A 20391-nucleotide genomic window follows, 5' to 3' on the forward strand; every position below is an offset into this window, starting at 1 on the left:
CCCGCCCCCGTGCGTGCCGCGCGCCGACTCGCGATATCGGTCAGCAACGGAACATGAAAAGGGAATGTCGCCATGCAGCGAAGCAAGTCGGTCACGAAACACGCATCCTCCTCCGCCACGGCGGACCGCCAGAAGCAGCACCCGGTGCGATTGAAACCGCTGGCACTGGCGATCGCCATGCTGCTGCAGGCCGGTGGCGCGCAGGCGCAGCAGCCGTTCAGCGGTGCCTGGTTCGCCGGCAAGGGTGCGCAGCAGGGCGCGGCCACCGCCACGGGACGCTTGCCGAATGGCCAGCCGGCCGCCTTGCTGAACAATCCCCAGGCCCAGCAGCAGAAGGCGGAAGGCAAGCTGCAGCAATCGTTGAACAACCTCTTGCTGGCTGCGCGCGGCATCGCCGCCGAGCAGGCGGTGCAGGCCGCCGCGCGCCAGGCCGCGCTGGCGGCCGGCGGCGCACCGGACGGCCTGGTCAAGGGCGGCTTGCAGGTCGACAGCAACAGCCTGACGGCGGGCTGGCTCAATGCCCAGGCGCCCGTGCAGACACAGGCCGACGGCAAGAGCGTCGTGAAGGTCGTGCAGACGGACGACAAGGCGATACTGAACTGGGAAAGCTTTAACGTCGGCAAGAACACCACCTTGCAATTCGACCAGAAATCGAACTGGTCCGTATTGAACCGCGTCAATGATCCGCTGGCGCGCCCGAGCCAGATCCAGGGCCAGATCAAGGCCGACGGCACGGTGATGATCGTCAACCGCAATGGCATCGTGTTTACGGGCAGCAGCCAGGTCGATACGCGCAACCTGGCTGCCGCCGCCATGGGCATGAGCGACAGCCAGTTCAAGAGCGGCCTGTACGGCAAGGCGCAGGGCGCGGGCGCCGTGCCGACCTTCGCGAATGACTTGGTGCTGGGCCAGAATGCCTTTACGCATGGCAAGGCCGAGGCTGACGTTGTCGTCGCCGCCGGCGCGCGCATCGACACGCGCAAGCCGCAAACGGTGACGGAAGGCGGCGGCTATGTGCTGCTGGCCGGACGTGCCGTCGAGAATGCGGGCGCCATCACCACGCCGAATGGCCAGACGACCCTGGCGGCCGGCGACGCCATCGTCGTGCGCCAGGGCATGGGCACGGACAAGAACCAGTATTCGAGTACGCGCGGCAATGAAGTCGAGATGCTGCGCACGGCCGGCAGCAGCGCCGGCGCCGTCGTCAACAACGGCGTGATCGAGTCGGCCAGCGGCGACATCACGCTCAGCGGCAATCGCGTGCGCCAGGATGGCGTATTGCTGTCGAGCACGAATGTCAACGGACGCGGCACCATCCACCTGGCGGCGGCGGGCGAGAACGCCGACGTCACCCTGGCGCGCGGCAGCGTCAGCGCCATCGTCATCGACGACAACGGCGCCACGGCGCTCGACGTGCAGCGCGATGCCCTGCTGAAAGATGCGGGCAAGAGCACGGAAGGCATCGCGGACCGGCGCGACCAGTCGCTGGTGCGCATCGCTTCGGCTGGCAACGTCGAGTTCGAAGGCGATTCGCTGACCCTGGCCACGGGCGGCCAGGTGCTGGTCGATGCGGCCCGCCGCAGCCATGTGGCGCGCGACGCTGCCATCGACGTCTCCGGCGCCGTCGGCGTGAAGGTCGCCATGAGCAGCAACAATGTGCTGATCAACGTGCAGGGCAACGAGCAGCGCGACGCGCCCGGCAGCCGCGACGCCAAGTACCTGAACAACAGCGATGTGTGGGTCGATCGCCGCGACCTGGTGCTGGTGCCGGCCGGCACCAACGGCTACGCCACGGACCGCTGGTACACGGCCGGCGGCTTGCTGGAAGTGAGCGGCTACCTCAATACCAGCGGCCACGGCATCGGCGAATGGGCGGCCCAGGGCGGCACCGTGGCCTTCGGCGGCGGCGAAGTCGTGACGCAGGCCGGCTCGCGCATCAACATCGCCGGCGGTTCGCTGGACGTGCAGACGGGCATGGTCAAGCAGACGTGGCTGAAGGGCGCCGACGGCCAGCTGTACAAGCTGGCGACGGCCCCCGGCGACAATCTGTACACGGGCCTGTACCGCGGCCATGAAAGCACGCATGCGCGCTGGGGCGCGAGCACGACGGAAAACCATGCGAATGCCTTGATCGGCCCGCGCGAACGCCTGGAAAACGGCTATACGGTGGGCCGCGATGCGGGCCGTCTGATCGTTTCCACGGGCGCGGCCGTGCTGGAAGGCGATATCGACACGGCCGTGTTCCAGGGTGAGCGCCAGCAGCGCAAGCGCGATGAAGGCATGGATGGCTACCGGCAGGTGCAGACATCGGCGGCACGCGCCGGTCAATTGATCGTCGGCAAAATGACGCCCGTCTTCGATACGAAGGCGGGCCAGTTGCGAGACAGCCCGCAAGCCGTGCTGGAAAAGGTCGAGATCGGCAAGGTGGCCGCCATCGCCGATGGCCAGCTGCTGGGCGAGGCCCTGCCGGCCGCGCGCCGCGCCAGCCTGCAGCTCGACGCGGACTGGCTCAACGGGCTGGAACTGGGCGCGCTGACTATCCATGCCTACGACAAGCTCGACGTCAACGCCGACGTGCGCGTGGCCGATGGCGGCGACATCGCCCTGCACGCCACCGACGTGGCCATCAAGGCCAATGTCAGTGCGCGCAGCGGCAGCATCTCTGCCGGCAATATGGTGTCGCGCTACCTGGCCAACGCGGGCGCCGTGTGGATGGATGTGCCCGTGTCGCCGGACAGCCGCCCAGCGGGCCCGGCGGGCGTGCGCGTGGCGCCCGGCGTGCGCCTCGACGCGCGCGGCGTGTGGAGCAACCTGGAACTGGACCCGGTCGCCAGCAGCGGTTTGCCGTATGTGAATGGCGGCAAGGTCAGCCTGAAGAGCTCCGGCGGCATCGAACTCGCCGGCGGCAGCGTCATCGACGTTTCGTCCGGCGCCGCCCTGATGAGCAATGGCAGCCTGCAGGGCGGCCGTGGCGGCGACATCACCCTGGCCGTCGATTTGCCGCGCGAAAAAACGCCGACGGGCGCCTTGCTCAAGCTCGATGGCGAGCTGCGCGGCCATGGCGTGAAGGGCGGCGGTCGCCTGGTGATCGACAGCGGCGTCGCCGTCAGCCTCGGCGGCAAGCTGTTCGACGGCGGCGACGTGCTGCAGGCGGGCGCCAGCGCCCCCGTCGGCCTGCGCCTCGTCGATGCATTCCCGATTGCCAAGGGCGAGAAGATCCCCTTCGATTTCGCGCTCAGCACCAGCCACATCAAGCCGGGCCAGACCTTGAGCCAAGCCGTGACGGTGGACGTGTCGGCGCAGAAACCGCTGGTCCTGGGGGCCGCCATGGTGGTGCCGCAGGGCGCGCAGGTCGTCGTCAACGGCACGACGTATCTCGGCAGCGGCAGCATCGTTCCCGCCGGTAGCGTGTTGACGTCGATCAACGGCTTGAATGCCGGCTTCGTCGTCTCGGCGGCGGCCTTCCCGAACGGCTTGCCCATCCTGCCGATGACGACGCAGTATGCGGCCGGCAGCATCGCTGCCGAAGCGCTGGTCGCGCCGCGTGGCCAGCTGCTGCCGTCCGGTATCGCGCTGGGGCGCGACGTTGCCGTCCAGCCCTTGCTGGCGCTCGATGCCAGCCTGTTCCAGAGCGGCTTTGCCGACTACGCCGTCACGGGCCGCGACGGCGTCGTGGTGGTGAAGGATGCGCATATCGACGTCACGATGCCCGTGCTGCGCTTCAATCCCGCCACAGGCCATACGGTGGCGGGCGGCACCGATCCGGGTGCCGCGCTGGAAGTGTGGACGCCGGAGCTGTACCAGGAAGATGCGCGCAAGGGCCGTTTGACGCAGCGTGCCGGCGCCGACCTGGCGCTGACGGCCGGCAGCCCGTACGTGAAGGGTAGCCTGGCGGTGCAGGAAGGCGCCGTCATCAAGGTCGATCCGGGCCGCCAGATCGGCCTGACGGGCAATGGCCAGGTCAGCATCGACGGCCGGCTCGACGCCTGGGGCGGCAAGATCGCCGTGCTGCCGGGGACGTTTGGCACGGGCAGCGATGCGGATGTGCCGAACGGCAAGGGACAAGCCACCTCGATCTGGATCGGCGAGCATGCCGTGCTCGACGTGGCCGGCCGCGCCACCGTCGCCACCGACATGCGCGGCGGCCGCTATGGCCGCGCCGACAAGGGCGGCAGCATTGAAATCGGCGCCCGCTACAAGGCCGACGCCGCCAGCGTCGACGCGGCCGACGCCTTTGTCGTCGTGCGTCCGGGCGCCCTGCTCGACGCCAGCGGCGCGGCCGCCACCCTCGACTTGCCGAATCAGGGTGCCGTCAACGTGGCCGGCAGCGGCGGTTTGATTTCGCTCAGTTCGTATAACGGCATCTTTGCCGACGGCACGTTGCGCGCGGCGGCCGGTGGCGCCGGCGCGGCCGGCGGCACCCTGGCGCTGGCGCTGGATGCGCCCAATTATGGCCAGGTGGACCGCCAGACGCTGCAAGGCGGCGCCGTCGACAATGTGGTGCGGGTGCCGCGCGAATTCGTGCTGGCCCAGGTACAGGGCGACAGCGCCTTGCCGGCCGACTTGCGCGCCGGCCAGCAGGACGAGGCCTTGCGTTACGGCAGTGCGCGCCTGGGAGCCGACCGCGTGCAGGCCGGCGGTTTCGACAACCTGGCGCTGCATGTCAACGGCATGCTCAGCATGGATGGCGACGTCAACCTGGCGCTGGGCCAGAGCCTGCGCCTGAGCGCCACGTCGCTGGGCCTGGCGCAGCAGCCGCAGCAGCCGGAGGCGGATGGCCAGGAAAAGCAGCACAGCCTTGCCAGCCAGGTGCACCTGGCGGCGCCGTATGTGCGGCTGGGAACGGCCACGCGCGCGCAAAAGGATAACTTCATCGTGCCCAATGCCGTCAAGGGGTCGAAAAACCTGGGCAAAGGGCGCGGCATGCTGGGCGTGCCGCTGGTGGCCGACGCGTCCCTGCTGCAGATCGACGCGGGCATGTTCGATCTCGCGGGCGAGGTCAACATGGGCACGCGCGGCGAGATCGTGCAGAGCAGCGGCAAGCCGCTGGCGGTCGAACGCGATGCCTTCGAACAGCTGACCCTCAACAGCCGAGGCGATATGCGCCTGTCGAACAACGCCGCCCTGTACCAGCCGGGCAATGCCACCCTGGCCGCGGCGCAAATCTACCCGGCCGCGGGCGACAGCGGCATGGTCACCGTGGGCCAGAGCAGCCGCGTCGACGAATACGGCATCGTGCGCGTCACGCTCGATCCGCTGCGCACCCTGAATATCGAGCGCAGCGCCGGCAGCGCGACGCCGAATCAACCTTTTTCCGTCTTTGGCAGCCTGAGCCTGGTTGCGCCCACGATCAACCAGCGCGGCGTGCTGCGCGCACCGCTGGGGCAGATCAACTTGGGCGCCGAAGGCTATGAAGCGTATACGGGCCATGTCAACCTGCTGCCGGGCAGTATCACCTCCGTCAGTGCGAAAGGCTTGACCATGCCGTACGGCGGCACGCTCGATGGCCTCAGCTACCTGTATGACGGCAACGACGTCGTGTTCAAGGGCGTGGGCAACGGCCCCGAGATCGCCTTGACGGGCGCCGCCGTCGATGTGCAAGCCGGCGCCGTGCTCGACCTGTCGGGCGGCGGCACCTTGACGGGCGCGGCCTTCCTGGCAGGACGGGGCGGCTCCACCGATGCGCGCCTCAATCCGCTGGTGCAGATGAAGCCGAACGGCGGCTTTACCTTGCCCGGCCTGAATACCAACCCCGTGTACGCCATCATTCCCGGCGTGCAGCCGGACGTGGCGCCGCTGATGGCCGAGCAGGGCGCGGGCAAGCCGGCCGTGGGACGCCAGATCACCATAGGCGCGGGCGTGCCCGGCCTGGCGGCCGGCACCTACACGCTGCTGCCATCGAATTTCGCCTTGCTGCCGGGCGCTTTCCGTGTGGAATTGAATGGCCTGGCCGGCGCCGTCGAGGCGGGCGGCACGGTGACCATGCGCAACGGTTCGTATGCCACGGCGGCGCAGACGGGCATCGCCGGCACGGCCATCCGCGACGCCGTGCCGGGCCAGGTCATCCTGACGCCGGCCGACGTGCTGCGCAGCTATTCGCAATACAATGAAACGGGCTATGCCGCCTTTGCCATGGCGCAAGCCACGCGCGACGGCGTGCCGCGCGCCATGCTCGAACGCGACGCCAAGGCCGTGCGGCTGCAGCTGATCGCCCCGTCCCTGCACGGCGTCGAGGATAACCATACGCCATTGATGATGGATGGCAGCGCCCTGTACGCGCCGGCCGAGGGCGGCTTTGGCGGCTCCCTGCTGCTGGGGACGGGCGGCCATGCGTCGACCCGCTATCAGGTGCTGGCCGACGGCACGTCGGCGCTGGCCGACTTCGATGGCGTCTCCGTGCACGCTTCGCAGATCAACGCCTTTGGCGCCCAGCGCGTGGGCATCGGCGGCTTGCCGCGCGTGACTTACAGCGATTTCGCCACGGGCAGCAACCAGCGTGCGAATATCGCCGCCGTCAACGAATCGGCGGGCGGCATCGTGTTGCGCGACGGCGCCGTGCTGAAGGCGGCCGAAGTGTTCCTGGTGACGACGAAAAAAAACGACGGCATCATTCTCGAGCAGGGTTCCGGCATCAATACGTTGGGCCGTGGCAAGGCGGCCTGGGACTCGCGCGACGGCTATGTCTACCAGCCGATGGGCAGCGTGCTGGCCGTCTCGAACGGCTGGCTGGACATGCTGCCGGCCGCGCGCGCGCCGTCCGAATCGTATGGCCCCGGCATCATCGACATCGGCGCCTGCGCCAAGGTCAATGGCGTTTGCGGCGGCAGCACCGCGCTGTATTCGGAAGGCACCATCGCCGCCGTGACGGAGCGCGCGTTTACCCTGCGCGACAACGTGCGCTACGGCACGCGCAACCTGGTGCTGGCGATGGGCTCGATCAATATCGGCAGCGAAGCCTCGCTGGCGGACGCCAGCGCCCGTGGCGCCCTGCCCGATGGCCTGGCGCTGAACCAGGGCGTGCTCGACCGCCTGCTGCGCGGCGATACCAGCACGGGCGCACCGGCACTGGAAAGCCTGGGCTTGACGGCGCGCAATTCCTTCAACTTCTATGATTCGACGCAGCTGTCGACCATCGATGCGGCCACGGGCAAGTCGTCGCTGTCGCGTCTGGTGCTCAATACGCCCGCCATCTACGGCTATGGCGGCGCGGATGCGCTGGCGCGCATCCACACGGACACCCTCGTGTGGCAGGGGGCGACGAATGCGCCCGGCGCCGTCGTCACGGCGGGCCCCGGCACGGGCAGCGGCCGGCTGCAGGTCGATGCCAAGCGCATCGAGTTCGGCTTCACGCCGGACAGCCGTCCCGACACCATCCATAACCTCGACCGTTTGATACTGGGCTTCGGCCAGGTGGCGCTGAACGCCAGCGAGCAGGTCACGGCGAACAACAAGGGCGGCCTGTCCGTCTACCAGTCGCAGGGCGCGTGGGACACGGCCATCAATGGCTACCGCTACAGCGGCGGCGACGTCGTGATCAACACGCCGCTGCTGACGGGCGCGGCCGGTTCCATCAACCGCATCACGGCGGGCGGCGACCTGAAGGTGAGCGCGCCGGCAGGCGCTGCCGCCGCCACGCCGACGAATGCGGCGCTGGCCGGCGCCCTGGGCGCCGAAGTGGCGCTCAGTGGCAACAATGTCAGCGTGGATACGTCGGTGGTCTTGCCAAGCGGAAAATTGACGCTGTCGGCCGAGCGCGATGTGCTGCTGGGCGACAAGGCCAAGCTGGACCTGGCGGGCCGCAAGATCGATTTCTACGACACCAGCAAATACAGCTGGGGCGGCGACGTGATCCTCGACAGCCGCGCAGGCGACGTGCGCCAGGCGGCCGCCTCCGTGATCGACCTGTCGGCCGTGAACAACCGCGCCGGCAAGCTGAGCGTGATCGCCACGGGCGACGCGGCGGGCACGGCCGACTTGCGCGGCAGCTTGCTGGGCGGCGCCAGCGGCCGTTATGACGCGGGCGGCACCCTGGTGCCGTACGCGGCCGGCGGCGCGGAGATCCGCGCCCAGCGGATCGGCGACTTCGCCGGCCTGAACCAGCGCCTGAACACGGGCAAGGTGTACGGCAGCCGCAGCTTCCAGCTCAAGCAGGGCGACCTGGTTATCGGCGACGAGGTCAAGGCGCGCGAAGTGAGCGTATCCGTCGATGGCGGCGCGCTGACGGTGAACGGCCGCATCGACGCCAGCGGCGAACAGGTGGGCAGCATCCGCCTGGCCGGCCGCGACGGCGTCACCATCCAGTCCGGCGCCGTGCTCGACGCGCATGGCACGGTGCTGCGCACGGACAGCTACGGACAGGCGATCGAGGCGCCGAACCGCGCCGTGATCGAACTCGCGTCGGCTGGCGGACGCCTGACCCTGGAAGGCGGCGCGCGGTTCGACCTGCGCAGCGGCGAGTCAGCGCAAGGCGGCAACTACGGCAGCATCGACTTGAACGCGCGCCGCCTGGGCGGCGCCACGGGCGACGATATCGACATCGATGCGGCCGGCGCGCTGAACATCGCCGGCGCGCGCAACATCCATGTGAACGCCTTCTGGCAATACAAGGATGCACCGGCCGGCGCCGGCAAGGATGCGGACGGCCGCAACTACCAGAGCATCGACCAGGCTTACCTGGACGAGAAGCACGCGGACAGCCAGGATTTCATGCGACACGCGCTGGCGAACGGCAACTTGATGAACAGCAAGCTGCGCGGCTTGCGCGGCGACGCCAACGCCTTCCATTTGCGTCCCGGCGTCGAGATCGTCAGCGCCACGGCGGACGGCGACCTGCATATCGATGGCGACATCGACCTGTCCGGCCACCGCTACGACGGCGTCAATCCGCTGGCGCGCCTGAGTGGCGTGTACGGCTCGGGCGAGGCGGGCGCGCTGGTCGTGCGCGCCGGCGGCAAGCTCAGCGTCTTTGGCAGCATCACGGATGGCTTCGATACCCGCAGCTTGCCCGTCACGTCGGACGACCAGGGCTGGCAACTGGTGAAGGGCCGCTTGCCGTGGGGCGGCGATGTCGTCGTGCCGCAAGGTGGCCTGGTGACCCTGGCCGAGGAGACGTATTTCAAATCGGGCACGAGCCTCAATTTCGCCGTGCCGATGAAGCCGATGCAGTTGCGCGGCGGCACCTTGCTGGCGGCGCGCGCCACCTTGACGGCGGAGTTGAACTTGCCGGCCGGTAGTGTGCTGGGCGGTGCTGTGCGCAACGCCGATGGCAGCGTGCTGTACGCGGCCGGCACGGTCTTGCAGAAGGCGCTGACCTTATCGAGCGGCATGCAGCTCGATCCCGGCCTGCGCCTGCCTGGCGCGGCCAAGGTGGCGGCCATGGTGTGGCCCGCGAATGTGGCCTTGCCCTTCCCGGAAGGCAAGCCGTGGGACCTGGGCGATGAATGGAATCCCGTCAACGGCGTGGTGCTGGCTTCCGCGCTGGCGCTGGACAAGGGCAGCGTGCTGCCCGCCGGCACCATGGTCAAGCTGCCTGACGATGCGGCCATGGTGGCGCTGCGCCCAGTGGGCGGCACCGGTGGCCAGGGCCGCAACCTGGCGCTGGCGCCCATGCTGGCCCAGGGGGCGCAAGCGTGGTCGCTGCGCCTGGTGGGTGGCGCCGATACGGCCGCGGCCGACACGCGCGCGCTGCGGCCGCATGCGAAGGACGCGCATCTGATGCTGGCCGATACGCATTACGGCATGGGGGAAAGGACGTCGATCAAGCCGGGCACGGGCTTGCCGGGCAAATATATCTACAGCGCAGAAGCCATCGAGATGGGATTTCCGGAAGGCGAGGTCAACGTCGATGACTGGGGCGGCGAGCAATTCATGCTGGAATACTATGCCAATCTGGTGGTCAAGATTGCCGACGGCACGCCACCCGAGACGGTGACCACCGTGGAGCCGGCGCGCCAGCCCCTGTTCAGCGTGCTGCGCACGGGCACGGGCGATCTCGACCTGCTGGCCGCCGGCGATTTCGACATGCGTTCGCTGTACGGCGTCTACACGGCGGGCACGCAGTCGGCCTCGCCGCTGGTCGATGGCAAGGATCTGTTCAACCTGCCGCGCGGCGTCAATGCCAAGGGCCAGTTGCTCGGCACCCTGGACAACAAGCTGACGCGCTTCGTCGATGGCGGCAGCGAGAGCCTGTACCGCGCCTGGTATCCGGAGCACGGCGGCAACCTGCTGCTGCGCGCCCAGGGCGACGTCAAGGGCGATACCGTGGGCACCGCCACGCAGCGCCGCGAGGATGCCATCGGCGTCCTGAGCCGGCAGCAGGATACCAGCGACATCGGCACCTGGCTGTGGCGCCAGGGCAGCGGCAGCACGGGCGCGGGCGTGCCGACGGCATGGTGGATCAACTTCGGCACCTATGTCGCGCGTCCCGACGGCAGCGAGCTGTATGCCGGCCAGCCGGCCGTGTCGGGCTTTACGGGCATCGGCACCCTGGGTGGCGGCAATGTGCTGCTGCAGGCGGGCGGCGATGCCGGCATGCTGACCTCGCGCGCGGATCCGGGCGGCGAGTACGAGCCGCGCAGCCAGGGCCTGAACGTGGCCGTGGGCAGCACGGGCAGGGTGACGCCGGACGGCAAGCTGCTGCTGACGGGCGGCGGCGACCTCGACATCCGCATCGGCGGCGGGCTCAATCCTGTTGCCGAGGTGCGCAGTTTCGACCGCAACAGCGATGCCTCGAATGCCGATACGCGCTTCGAGCGCCAGTATCCCACGCTCAACAGCACCTTCACGAACCTGCGCGGCGCGCTGCGCATTGAGGCGGGCGCCGTGGGCGGTGTCGAGCTGCGTTTCGACCGTGCCGATCCGAAGGAATCGCGGCCGTATGAAACCTATACGGCGGGCACGGCGATTGCCAGCGGCGGGCCGATCCTGGTGCCGGGCGACAGCGGCGTGCGCATCGATGCGCGCGGCGACCTGGTGCTGGGCGGCACGGCCGATGCGGGCCGCGTCAAGCAGCTGGGCAACGGTTCGCCGTTCAACTACCAGGGCGTCGAGCGCGCCGGCGAGGGCTGGAGCTGGTTCTCGCTGTGGACGCCGGCCACGGCCATCGACCTGTTCAGCGCCGGCGGCAACCTGACGCCGACGTCCGCCTGGATCAATACGCTGACGGGCAACAACCATGCGCCCTCGGACGGACGTTTCGTCATGCCGTCCGTGCTGCGCGCCGTGGCTGCCAGCGGCAGCTTGTACTACGGCAATGCCAGCCTGGGCAGGTTGGGCGAGGGCGGCAAGGTCGACATGCCGCAAAACGGCGTGATCCTGGCGCCGTCGCCGGTGGCGCCGCAATTCGTCAAGACGGGCACGGGCCAGCTGGAAATGCTGGCCGCCGATTCCATCCATGCGGCCGGCTATCCGATCACGCCATCGGGCGCCGACCCGCGCCTCTTGCCGAACCCGTTCAATCCGGGCTTCGTCGGGGCGCTGGACAAGGTCTGGTTCGGCCTGTTGCCCTTGCATAACGTCAGCACGAATGCGCTGGCGCCTTCGCCGCTGAAGTCGTTTGCCGGGAATGCCAATGGCGCCGGCGGCGATGCACAGACCTATCCGCTGTTCAGCATGACGGCACCGACGGTGTCGGACTATGTGCCCGTGGGCCAGCTGCCCGCGCATTTCTATGCCAACAGCGGCGACATCGTCGGCCTGCGCACGGGCGGCATCGTGTACCGGGCTACGCTGAAGGGAGAAGTGGGTCCGCTGGGCGTGTGGTACGAGGGCGGTGGCGCCGTGGCCGTGCGCGCCGGGCGCGACATCGTCAATTCGGGCACGCCGCTCGGCAGCGTCGAAGACGTGCCGGACGGCGCGGCCGGATGGACCAGCCAGGGCTTTGTCGGCCGGCCGGACTATCCGGACAAGCCGGTCGTCCCCGGTAGCTCGTCGGCGCGCGGCAATCTGTTCGTGCACCGCCATGCCGATGACATCTCCGTCGTCAGCGCCGGGCGCGACATCCGCTACAGCACCTTCTATGTGGCGGGACCGGGCCAGCTCAACGTGAGCGCCGGGCGCGACCTGTACATGGCCGACAAGGCCGAATTGCGCAGCCTCGGTTCCATCGTCGGCACCGGTCCCGGCCAGCGCGGCAATGGCGCCGGCATCAGCGTGGCCGCCGGCGTGGGCCGCAATGGCCCCGACTATGCGGCCTTCGCGGCGCGTTACCTGGACCCGGCCAAGCTGGCCGACCCGGGCCGCCCGCTGGCCGACCAGGCCGGCAGCGCCGTGTACGTCTACGGCGGCAAGCTGACCCTGGCCGACTGGCTGCGCGGCCAGTTCGGCTATGGCGGCGACGAGGCGGGCGCTTCCGCCTTCCTCGGCACGAAACAGGCGGAACTGGAAAAGGCCGGCTCGCAAACGGGCGGCGTGCGGCGCGACCTGGCGCGCGAATACGCGCTGGTCAGCCAGTTGCACCTGGTGAACTGGCTGACGACGCGCTTTGGCGGCGACAGCGGCCTGGGCATCCGCTACGACCCGGCCACCGATGCGCGCAGCTTCTTTGCCGCCTTGCCGAAGGAACAGCAGCAGGTGTACCTGAGCAATGTCTACTTTGCCGAACTGAAGGCGGCCGGGCGCGAATACAACGATCCGGACGGCATGCGCCGCGGCAGCTACCTGCGCGGCCGCGAAGCCATCGCCACCCTGTTCCCCTCCCAGGACAAGGCGGGCAAGAAGATCGAGTACAAGGGCGACCTGACGATGTTCAGCAGCGCGCTGTACACGGTCAACGACTACGACGGCATTTATACCAAGCGGCCGGTCGCGGGCGTGCGCTACCTGAGTCCGCAGGAGTGGGCCGAGGCGGGGCGTCCGGTCGTCAACGTGCCGCACGTGATCGTCAACGATGCCGGCATCCACACGGATTTCGGCGGCGATATCGGCATCGCGGTGCCGGGCGGCCGCGCGCTGATCGGCGTCGATGGCGGCTATGCGCCGGGTGAAGGCTCGGGCGTGCTGACGCAGGGGGCGGGCGAGATCCAGATGTATGCGAGAGACAGCATCCTGCTGGGCCAGAGCCGCATCTTCACCACCTTCGGCGGCAACATCCTGGCCTGGTCGGCCACGGGCGACATCAATGCGGGCCGCGGCACCAAGTCCACCGTCGTCTACACGCCGCAGCGCCGTACCTACGACAGCATCGGCCTCGTCAGCCTGTCGCCGAGCACGCCAAGCACGGGTGCCGGCATCGCCACCCTGAACCCGATCCCGGAGGTGCCGCCCGGCGACATCGACCTGATCGCCCCGCTGGGCAGCATCGACGCGGGCGAGGCGGGCATCCGCGTCTCGGGCAACGTCAACCTGGCGGCCCTGCAGGTGGTGAATGCGGAAAACATCCAGGTGCAGGGCAAGTCCACGGGCATGCCGGTGATCGCTTCCGTGAACGTGGGCGCGCTCAGCAATGCCAGCGCGGCCGCCACGCAGGCCGTGGGCGCGGCGCAGGAGGTGCTGCAGCGTGAACGGGCCGCCACGCGCCAGGCGCTGCCGTCGCTGTTCACGGTGAAGGTGCTGGGCTTTGGCAACGAGCAGGCGGACGAGGGCGGCGCCGGCAAGCTGCAGGGCGGCGAACCGCAGGCATCCGCCTACCAGCCGGCCGGCGTGGTGCAGGTGCTGGGCGCGGGTCCGCTGACGCCGCCGCAGCTGCAGGCGCTGACGCCAAACGAGCGGCGCGGCCTGCAGCCGTGAGTTTTATGAACATTTGATGACATTTGACAGTCGCCGCGCGCGGCGGCTGTCTAGGCATCAGTAGATCAGTATCGGCAGCAAGGAAAACCGCCGGCCCAGCGCCGCAACACAGGGCAACCGTTTGATTTTAAGGTGAATGGAAGATGCGTGAAATGAAAAAGAAGGGCAGGCCCGCGGCGCCCGCGACCGCCTTGACGATGCTGTGCCTGGCCATGCTGGCGTTGCCCGGCCTGGCGCGCGCGCAGGAAGCCGTGGCCGCCGTGCCGGAACGCCAGGTGACGATCGAGGAATACCTGGTGCGCGGCAATACCGTGCTCGACGCCCGTGCCATCGAAGAGGCCGTGACGCCGTTCCTGGGGCCGGGCCGCACCCTGAAGGACGTGGAAGGGGCGCGCGACGCCCTCGTGGCGGCGTACCAGGCGCGCGGCTACCAGTCCGTCTACGTGGACTTGCCGGAACAGCAGGTGGAGCAGGGCATCGTGGTGCTGCAGGTGAGCGAAACGAAAGTGGGCCGCCTGCGCGTGGTGGGCGCGCAATACAATTCGCCGCTCGACGTGCGTCAGCAGGTGCCGGCCCTGACGGAAGGCACGGTGCCCGACTTTACCCAGGCGCAGGTGGAGCTGACGGCGCTGAACCGCGGGCCCAAGCGCCAGGTGATGCCGCTGGTGCGCCAGGGCACGTTGCCCGGCACCATGGACGTGGACTTGAAGGTCGACGACAGCAGCCCGTGGCGCGCCAGCGTCGGCTTGAACAACGATTACAGCGCCGATACGAAGAAGTTGCGCACCAGCATGTCGGTCGGCCACGACAACCTGTGGCAGCTCGGGCACAGCGCCACCATCAGCTTTTTCGGCACGCCGGGCGACCTGAACCAGACCAAGGTGTGGTCCGCCTCGTACGTGGCGCCCATCGGCACGCAGGGCTGGAGCGTGGAAGCGACCGGCTACCAGTCGAACAGCAACGTGGCCAGCACCGGCGGCACCAGCGTGCTGGGCAAGGGCCACGCGCTGGGCATGAAAGTCAACTACACGGTGCCCAACAGCGGCATCTGGTGGCACAGCTTTTCCGCCGGCATCGACTTCAAGGATAACCAGGAAGCGCTGAAACTGAATGGCACCGGCTCGAGCATTCCATTGAAATACGTGCCGCTCAGCGTGGCCTACAACGGTTTTGCGCAGACGGACACGGCGACGTACGGCCTGGGCCTGTCGCTGGTGGCCGGCACGCGCGCCTCGTTCGGCTACGGCAGCGACAGCGCCGCCTACGACAACAAGCGCTACAAGGCCTCGCCCAGCTTCCTCGTGCTGAAGGGCGATGCCAACGCCACCGTCACCCTGGGCAGCGGCGCGCAGCTGCACGGACGCATGTCGGGCCAGCTGGCCGACGCGGCGCTCGTGTCGGGCGAGCAGATGGCCGCCGGCGGCGCCAATTCCGTGCGCGGCTATCTGTCGGCCGAAGCGACGGGCGACTACGGCGTCTCGGGCACGCTCGAATGGCGCACGCCGCAGCTGACGTATTTCAGCCGCCTGGAAAACTGGCGCCTCTTTGCCTTTGCCGATGGCGCGCGCCTGCGCCTGCGCGACCCGATGATCGAGCAGAAAGACCTGTTCGGCCTGGCTTCCGTGGGCGTGGGCAGCAGTTTCCAGTTCCTGCGCTACCTGAATGGCCGCATCGATTTCGCCTATCCGCTGCGCGATGGCCCGCGCACGCACAAACATGTGCGGCGCATCAACTTCAACCTGTCGGCCAGTTATTGACGGTCCGGCGCACCCGTACCGCACTTTTCTAGACTTTTCTTCGGAGAATCACTGTCATGCAACGTTTTCGACGTCTGTTATTCCTGCTCACGATCCTGGGCACGCTCGCTCCCGGCCTGGCGCATGCCTGGTGGCAACCTGACTGGGCTTACCGCAAACCCGTCACCATCGATGCCGGTCCCAAGGCGGGTGCCGTGGGCGGCGATCCTGGCCGTATCCCGGTGCTGCTGCGCTTGCATTCGGGCAATTTCAACTTCGAGGGCGTCAGCGACAGCGGCGCCGACCTGCGCTTCGTGGCCGGCGACGATAAAACCGTGCTGAACCACCAGATCGAGCAATTCAACCCGCTGCTGGGCATCGCCCTGATCTGGGTCGACGTGCCGGCCCTGACGGCAGGCACGCCGCAGCAGCTGTGGATGTACTACGGCAATCCGAAGGCGCCCGCCTCCGGCAATGGCCAGCGCACCTTCGATCCCGACTACAGCCTGGTGTACCACTTCGCCGAACCGGGCGTGCCTTCGCGCGACAGCACCGCCTACGGCAACCATGCCCAGACGGCCGTGCCGGCGCTGGAGGGTTCCGTCATCGGCACGGGCGCCCGCTTGGGCAGCACGCCGCTGATGCTGCCCGCCACGCCATCGCTGGCGCTGGCCGCCGGCGCGGCGTTCACCTTTTCCGCCTGGGTACGCCCTGACAACCTGGGGCCGCAGCAAGTGCTGTATGCACGCCGCGATGGCGCCAATGAGTTGCTGATCGGCGTGGACCAGGGCGTGCCCTTCGTGCAAGTGAATGGCCAGCGCAGCAAGCCAGGCCAGCCTATCCAGGCGGGGCAATGGTCGCACCTGGCCGTCAAGGCCGACAAGAACAACGTGGCCCTGTATGTGGGCGGCCGTCCGGCCGTTTCGCTGGCCACGGCCCTGCCGGCGTTCGGCACGGCCGCCTCGGTGGGCGCCGACGCGGCGCCGGCCGCTTCCGGCGCCGCCCTCCTGAGCAATTTCACGGGCGCCATCGATGAACTGCGCCTGTCGCGCACGGCCCGTGCCGATGCGCTGCTGCTGGCCGACGCCGTCTCGCAAGGTTCGGAATCGCGCCTGGCCGTGTTTGGCGCCGATGAACAGCAGGCAGGCAAGAGCCATTTCGGCTTCATCATCGCCGCCATGCCGCTCGACGCGTGGATCGTCGTCGGCGTGCTGGGCCTGATGATGGTCTTGTCGTGGATCATCATGATCGGCAAGGGCCGCAGCTATGGCGCCATCTCGCGCGCCAATGCGCAATTCATGCAGTCGTTCCACGAAGCGGCCGGCGCGCCGCTCGACCACCTGGCGCGCAGCGGCAAGCTGGGCGCCTCCGTGAAGGCCGATTCCTCGCTGTGGCGCCTGTACGATGTGGCCATCGACGAGATGCGCCGCCGCCATGACCGTGGCTACGACTTGAACGCCGTCTCGAACGCCACCATCGGCGCCATCCGCGCCGCCATGGATGGCGTGATGGTGCGCGAAAGCGAGCGCATGTCCAAGCGCATGATCTGGCTGTCCACCACCATCGAAGGCGCGCCATACGTGGGCCTGTTCGGCACCGTGATCGGCATCATGCTGGTGTTCGTCGTGGCCGCCATGGCTGGCGCCGTGGACATCAACTCGGTGGCGCCGGGCATGGCCGCTGCGCTGCTGTGTACGGCTGCCGGCCTGGGCGTGGCGATTCCCGCCCTGTTTGGCTACAACTGGCTGTCCTCGCGTTCGGACGCCATCGTTGCCGACATGGCCGTCTTCGTCGACGAATTCGCCACGCGCCTGGCGGAAGAGCAGGGCGACGGACGCCAGATGCGTCCCGTGCTGCAACAGGCGTGAGGGGCGCATAACCATGGCCACCTCCGCCAAGTTTACCCCCCGCAAGCGTAGCGGCGGCATCAACATCACGCCCTTCGTCGATGTGCTGCTGGTGGTGCTGGTGATCTTCATTTTGACCAGCAACGCCAGCATTCCCGGCATCAAGGTCGACCTGCCCAAGGCCAGTTCGGCCATGGCGCTGGAAAAACCGAAGACCAAGGCCATCACCATCGACAACGCGGGCCAGGTCTTCCTCGACGCCTATCCCGTCACCCTGCCCGAGCTGGAAGAGCGCCTGCGCACGGAAAAGGCGCTCACGCCCGATTTTCCCGTGATCGTGCGCGGCGATGCGGCCGTGCAATACGCGAAAGTGGTCGAAGTGCTCGACCTGCTGCGCCGCATCGACCTGAACCAGGTGGGCCTGGTGACCGGCAAGCCGGCATGAGGAGCGCAAGGTGAAGCGTGACGACATGACGAAGATGGCGGCCTCGGAACCGTCGGGCGCGGTGCTGTGGTGGCGCCGCTGGGGCGGCGTGGCCGGCGCCGCGCTGCTGGCCGGCGCGCTGGCCGCGCTGGTCTGGTATCTGCTGTCCGACACGGCGGCCACCAAGCGCGAAGTGGCGGCCACGCCGATGCTGATGCTGCCGCCGCCCCCGCCGCCGCCGCCGGAACCGGAAAAGTTGCCGGAGCCGACGCCCGACAAGGTCGTGCCGGAAGTGTCGGAACCGGAACCGACGCCGGCCGACAAGCCCATGGACGACGCGCCGGAAAGCCCGTCGCCGGAGAAGGGCGATCCCGTCACCATCGACGGCGCGGCGCAGGCCGGCAGCGATGCCTTCGGCATCCAGGCCGGGCGTGGCGGCGGCATGACGGGCGGCGGCGGTGGCGGCGGCCTCGGTGCGGGCTCGTACGGGCGCTACGTGGCCAATGCGCTGCAGATGGCCTTCGCCCGCGATCCGCGCACGCGCCAGCTGGCGTTTGCCGACATCCGCGTCGACCTGTGGCTCGATACGGAAGGCAGGACGACGAAGGTGCTGCTGGTGCAGGGCACGGGCAATGCGCAGACGGATGAACTGGTGCTGGCCATGGTGCGCGATTTCCGCGCCGATGAGCGGCCGCCGGCGTCGCTGCGGTTCCCGGCCCGCGTTTCCATCAAAGGCCGCCGGCCGTGAACACCCGGCCAAACCTGCTGCGCGTTGTGATTTGCGGCCTGCGATGCTCGCTGACTCGGCGTCCCCGTGCATACGCACAGCTGCGCTTTCTCAGCCACAACGCACTGCCGCTCGCGACGGTTTTATCAGGCGTTCTTTACGACATTCATTTTAATTTTTACCGAAAGAAGCGATGAATTCCTTATTTTCTTCCCCACAGCGCATGCGCCGCCTGCCGCTGGCGCTGGCCGCCTTCGCCCTGAGCGTGGCGGCCAGCGCAGTGCAAGCGCAAGCGCCGGCCGACAGCACCATGGTCAAGTTGATCCGTGGCCTGATCCAGAGCGGCGCCCTGAACAAGGACGCGGGCGAAGCGCTGCTGGCGCAGGCGCAGAGCGAGGCGCTGGCCGCTGCGCAAGCCCGTCCGGCCGCGGCGCCGGCAGCCCTGGCGCAAGTGCAGCCGGGCGACGTGCGCGTGCCGTACATTTCGCAAACCGTGCGCGAGCAGATCCGCGACGAGATCAAGGGACAAGTACTGGCCGAGGCGAAGGCGGGCGGCTGGGCCGCGCCGAACGAAACGCCGGCATGGACCAAGCGCATCCGCATAGAAGGCGATGTGCGCGCGCGCTACGAATCGCGCTATTACGACATGGCCAACAGCAATATCGAGATCGACTGGCGCTCGCTCAACGGCGGCAGCGGCTACGACGTCAATTCGAATACCAACCTGGCCCTGCCCTCGCTGCTGAACACGCGCCAGGACCGCAAGAACCTGCTGCGCGCGCGCGCCCGCCTGGGCATCCTGGCCGATATTTCCGAGAGCACGCAAGCGGGCATCCGCCTGGCCAGCGGCAACGACGACAGCCCGGTATCGACCACGCAAACCCTTGGCGGCGGCCTGGGCAAGAAAAATATCTGGCTCGACCAGGCCTGGCTGTCGTACCAGCCCGCGTCCTGGCTGACCCTGACGGCGGGCCGCTTCGACAACCCGTTCGTGTCGGGTGACGAGCTGTTTTCCAGCGAACTCAATTTCGACGGCATCGCCGCCAAGGTGCAGCAACCCGTGGGCGCGGCCAAGGACGTCACCGTCTTCGGCACGCTGGGCCTGATCCCGCTCGAATATTCGTCCGACAATGCGCCGAGCCGCAGCCAGGCCAAGATGGCCAGCGAGAACAAGTGGCTGCTGGGCGCGCAGGTGGGCGCCTCGTGGAAGATCAATAGCGACCATCAGTTGCGCGGCGCGCTGGCCTACTACAACTTCCGCAACATCAGCGGCGAGTATTCGCAGCCGTGCGCGCTGTACGCGGGCGCCGATGGCTGCAGCACGGACTGGTCGCGTCCGTCGAGCATGCAAAAGGGCAACAGCTTGATGTTGCTGCGCAATATCGCGCTGAACCCGCTCGATCCGGCCAATACGCCGCAGCCGCAATTCGTGGGCCTGGCGTCGAAGTTCCGTCTGGCCAACCTGAATGCGCGTTGGGATAGCAAGGTCGCCGGCGGCAAGGACTTGCGCATCGAAGGCGATTATGTGCGCAACATGGCCTATGACAAGAATGCGATGTGGGCGCGCGCCAAGGGCGGCATCATGAACAACTTCGGCGGCACGGGCGGCGTTTCGCAAGCCGATTTCAGGAGCGGCGGCAACGCCTACATGCTGCAAGCTACCCTGGGCAAGGCCAGCCCCGCGGCGCGCGGCGACTGGAACGTCCTGCTGGGCTACAAGCGCATCGAACCGGACGCCTTGCCGGACGCCTACAACGATTCCACCTTCCACCTTGGCGGCACGAATGCGCGCGGCTACTACCTGGGTGGCGCGTATGCGCTCGACAAGAATACGTGGCTGAACGGCCGCTGGACGTCGAGCCGCGAAGTGTTCGGCTCGGCGCTGTCGATCGACACCCTGCAAATCGAACTGAATGCGCGTTTTTAAGGAGT

6 protein-coding genes are annotated in these 20391 nt (G+C 68.2%); all 6 read left to right on the forward strand.

What is annotated here, in order from left to right:
- Positions 1-72: 72 nt before the first annotated feature.
- Positions 73-13725 (forward strand): filamentous haemagglutinin family protein, encoded by a 13653-nt coding sequence (locus tag O0880_RS27070; RefSeq protein WP_289889544.1) that lies wholly within the window; start codon positions 73-75, stop codon positions 13723-13725.
- 143 nt (positions 13726-13868) lie between these two features.
- Complete coding sequence (locus O0880_RS27075; RefSeq protein WP_289889545.1) at positions 13869-15482, forward strand: ShlB/FhaC/HecB family hemolysin secretion/activation protein; 1614 nt, start codon at positions 13869-13871, stop codon at positions 15480-15482.
- Positions 15483-15538: 56 nt separating this feature from the next.
- Positions 15539-17329 (forward strand): MotA/TolQ/ExbB proton channel family protein, encoded by a 1791-nt coding sequence (locus O0880_RS27080; RefSeq protein ID WP_289889547.1) that lies wholly within the window; start codon positions 15539-15541, stop codon positions 17327-17329.
- 13 nt (positions 17330-17342) lie between these two features.
- Positions 17343-17753, forward strand: coding sequence for a biopolymer transporter ExbD (locus O0880_RS27085; protein ID WP_034753784.1), 411 nt, complete (start codon positions 17343-17345; stop codon positions 17751-17753).
- Positions 17754-17763: 10 nt separating this feature from the next.
- Positions 17764-18480 carry a hypothetical protein gene (locus tag O0880_RS27090; protein WP_232251005.1) on the forward strand — a complete coding sequence of 239 codons (717 nt, stop codon included), beginning with the start codon at positions 17764-17766 and terminating at the stop codon, positions 18478-18480.
- Between the two features lie 172 nt (positions 18481-18652).
- Positions 18653-20386, forward strand: a complete 1734-nt coding sequence (locus O0880_RS27095; RefSeq protein WP_289889549.1) for a putative porin — start codon at positions 18653-18655, stop codon at positions 20384-20386.
- The last annotated feature ends 5 nt before the right edge of the window (positions 20387-20391 follow it).

The sequence above is a fragment of the Janthinobacterium sp. SUN118 genome (genome assembly GCF_030397695.1).
Taxonomy (GTDB): domain Bacteria; phylum Pseudomonadota; class Gammaproteobacteria; order Burkholderiales; family Burkholderiaceae_D; genus Janthinobacterium.

What these genes read in the sequence shown, in the direction of transcription:
- O0880_RS27070 (WP_289889544.1), top strand. Translation starts at nt 73, where the DNA reads ATGCAGCGAAGCAAGTCGGTCACGAAACACGCATCCTCCTCCGCCACG.
- O0880_RS27075 (WP_289889545.1), top strand. Translation starts at nt 13,869, where the DNA reads ATGCGTGAAATGAAAAAGAAGGGCAGGCCCGCGGCGCCCGCGACCGCC.
- O0880_RS27080 (WP_289889547.1), top strand. Translation starts at nt 15,539, where the DNA reads ATGCAACGTTTTCGACGTCTGTTATTCCTGCTCACGATCCTGGGCACG.
- O0880_RS27085 (WP_034753784.1), top strand. Translation starts at nt 17,343, where the DNA reads ATGGCCACCTCCGCCAAGTTTACCCCCCGCAAGCGTAGCGGCGGCATC.
- O0880_RS27095 (WP_289889549.1), top strand. Translation starts at nt 18,653, where the DNA reads ATGAATTCCTTATTTTCTTCCCCACAGCGCATGCGCCGCCTGCCGCTG.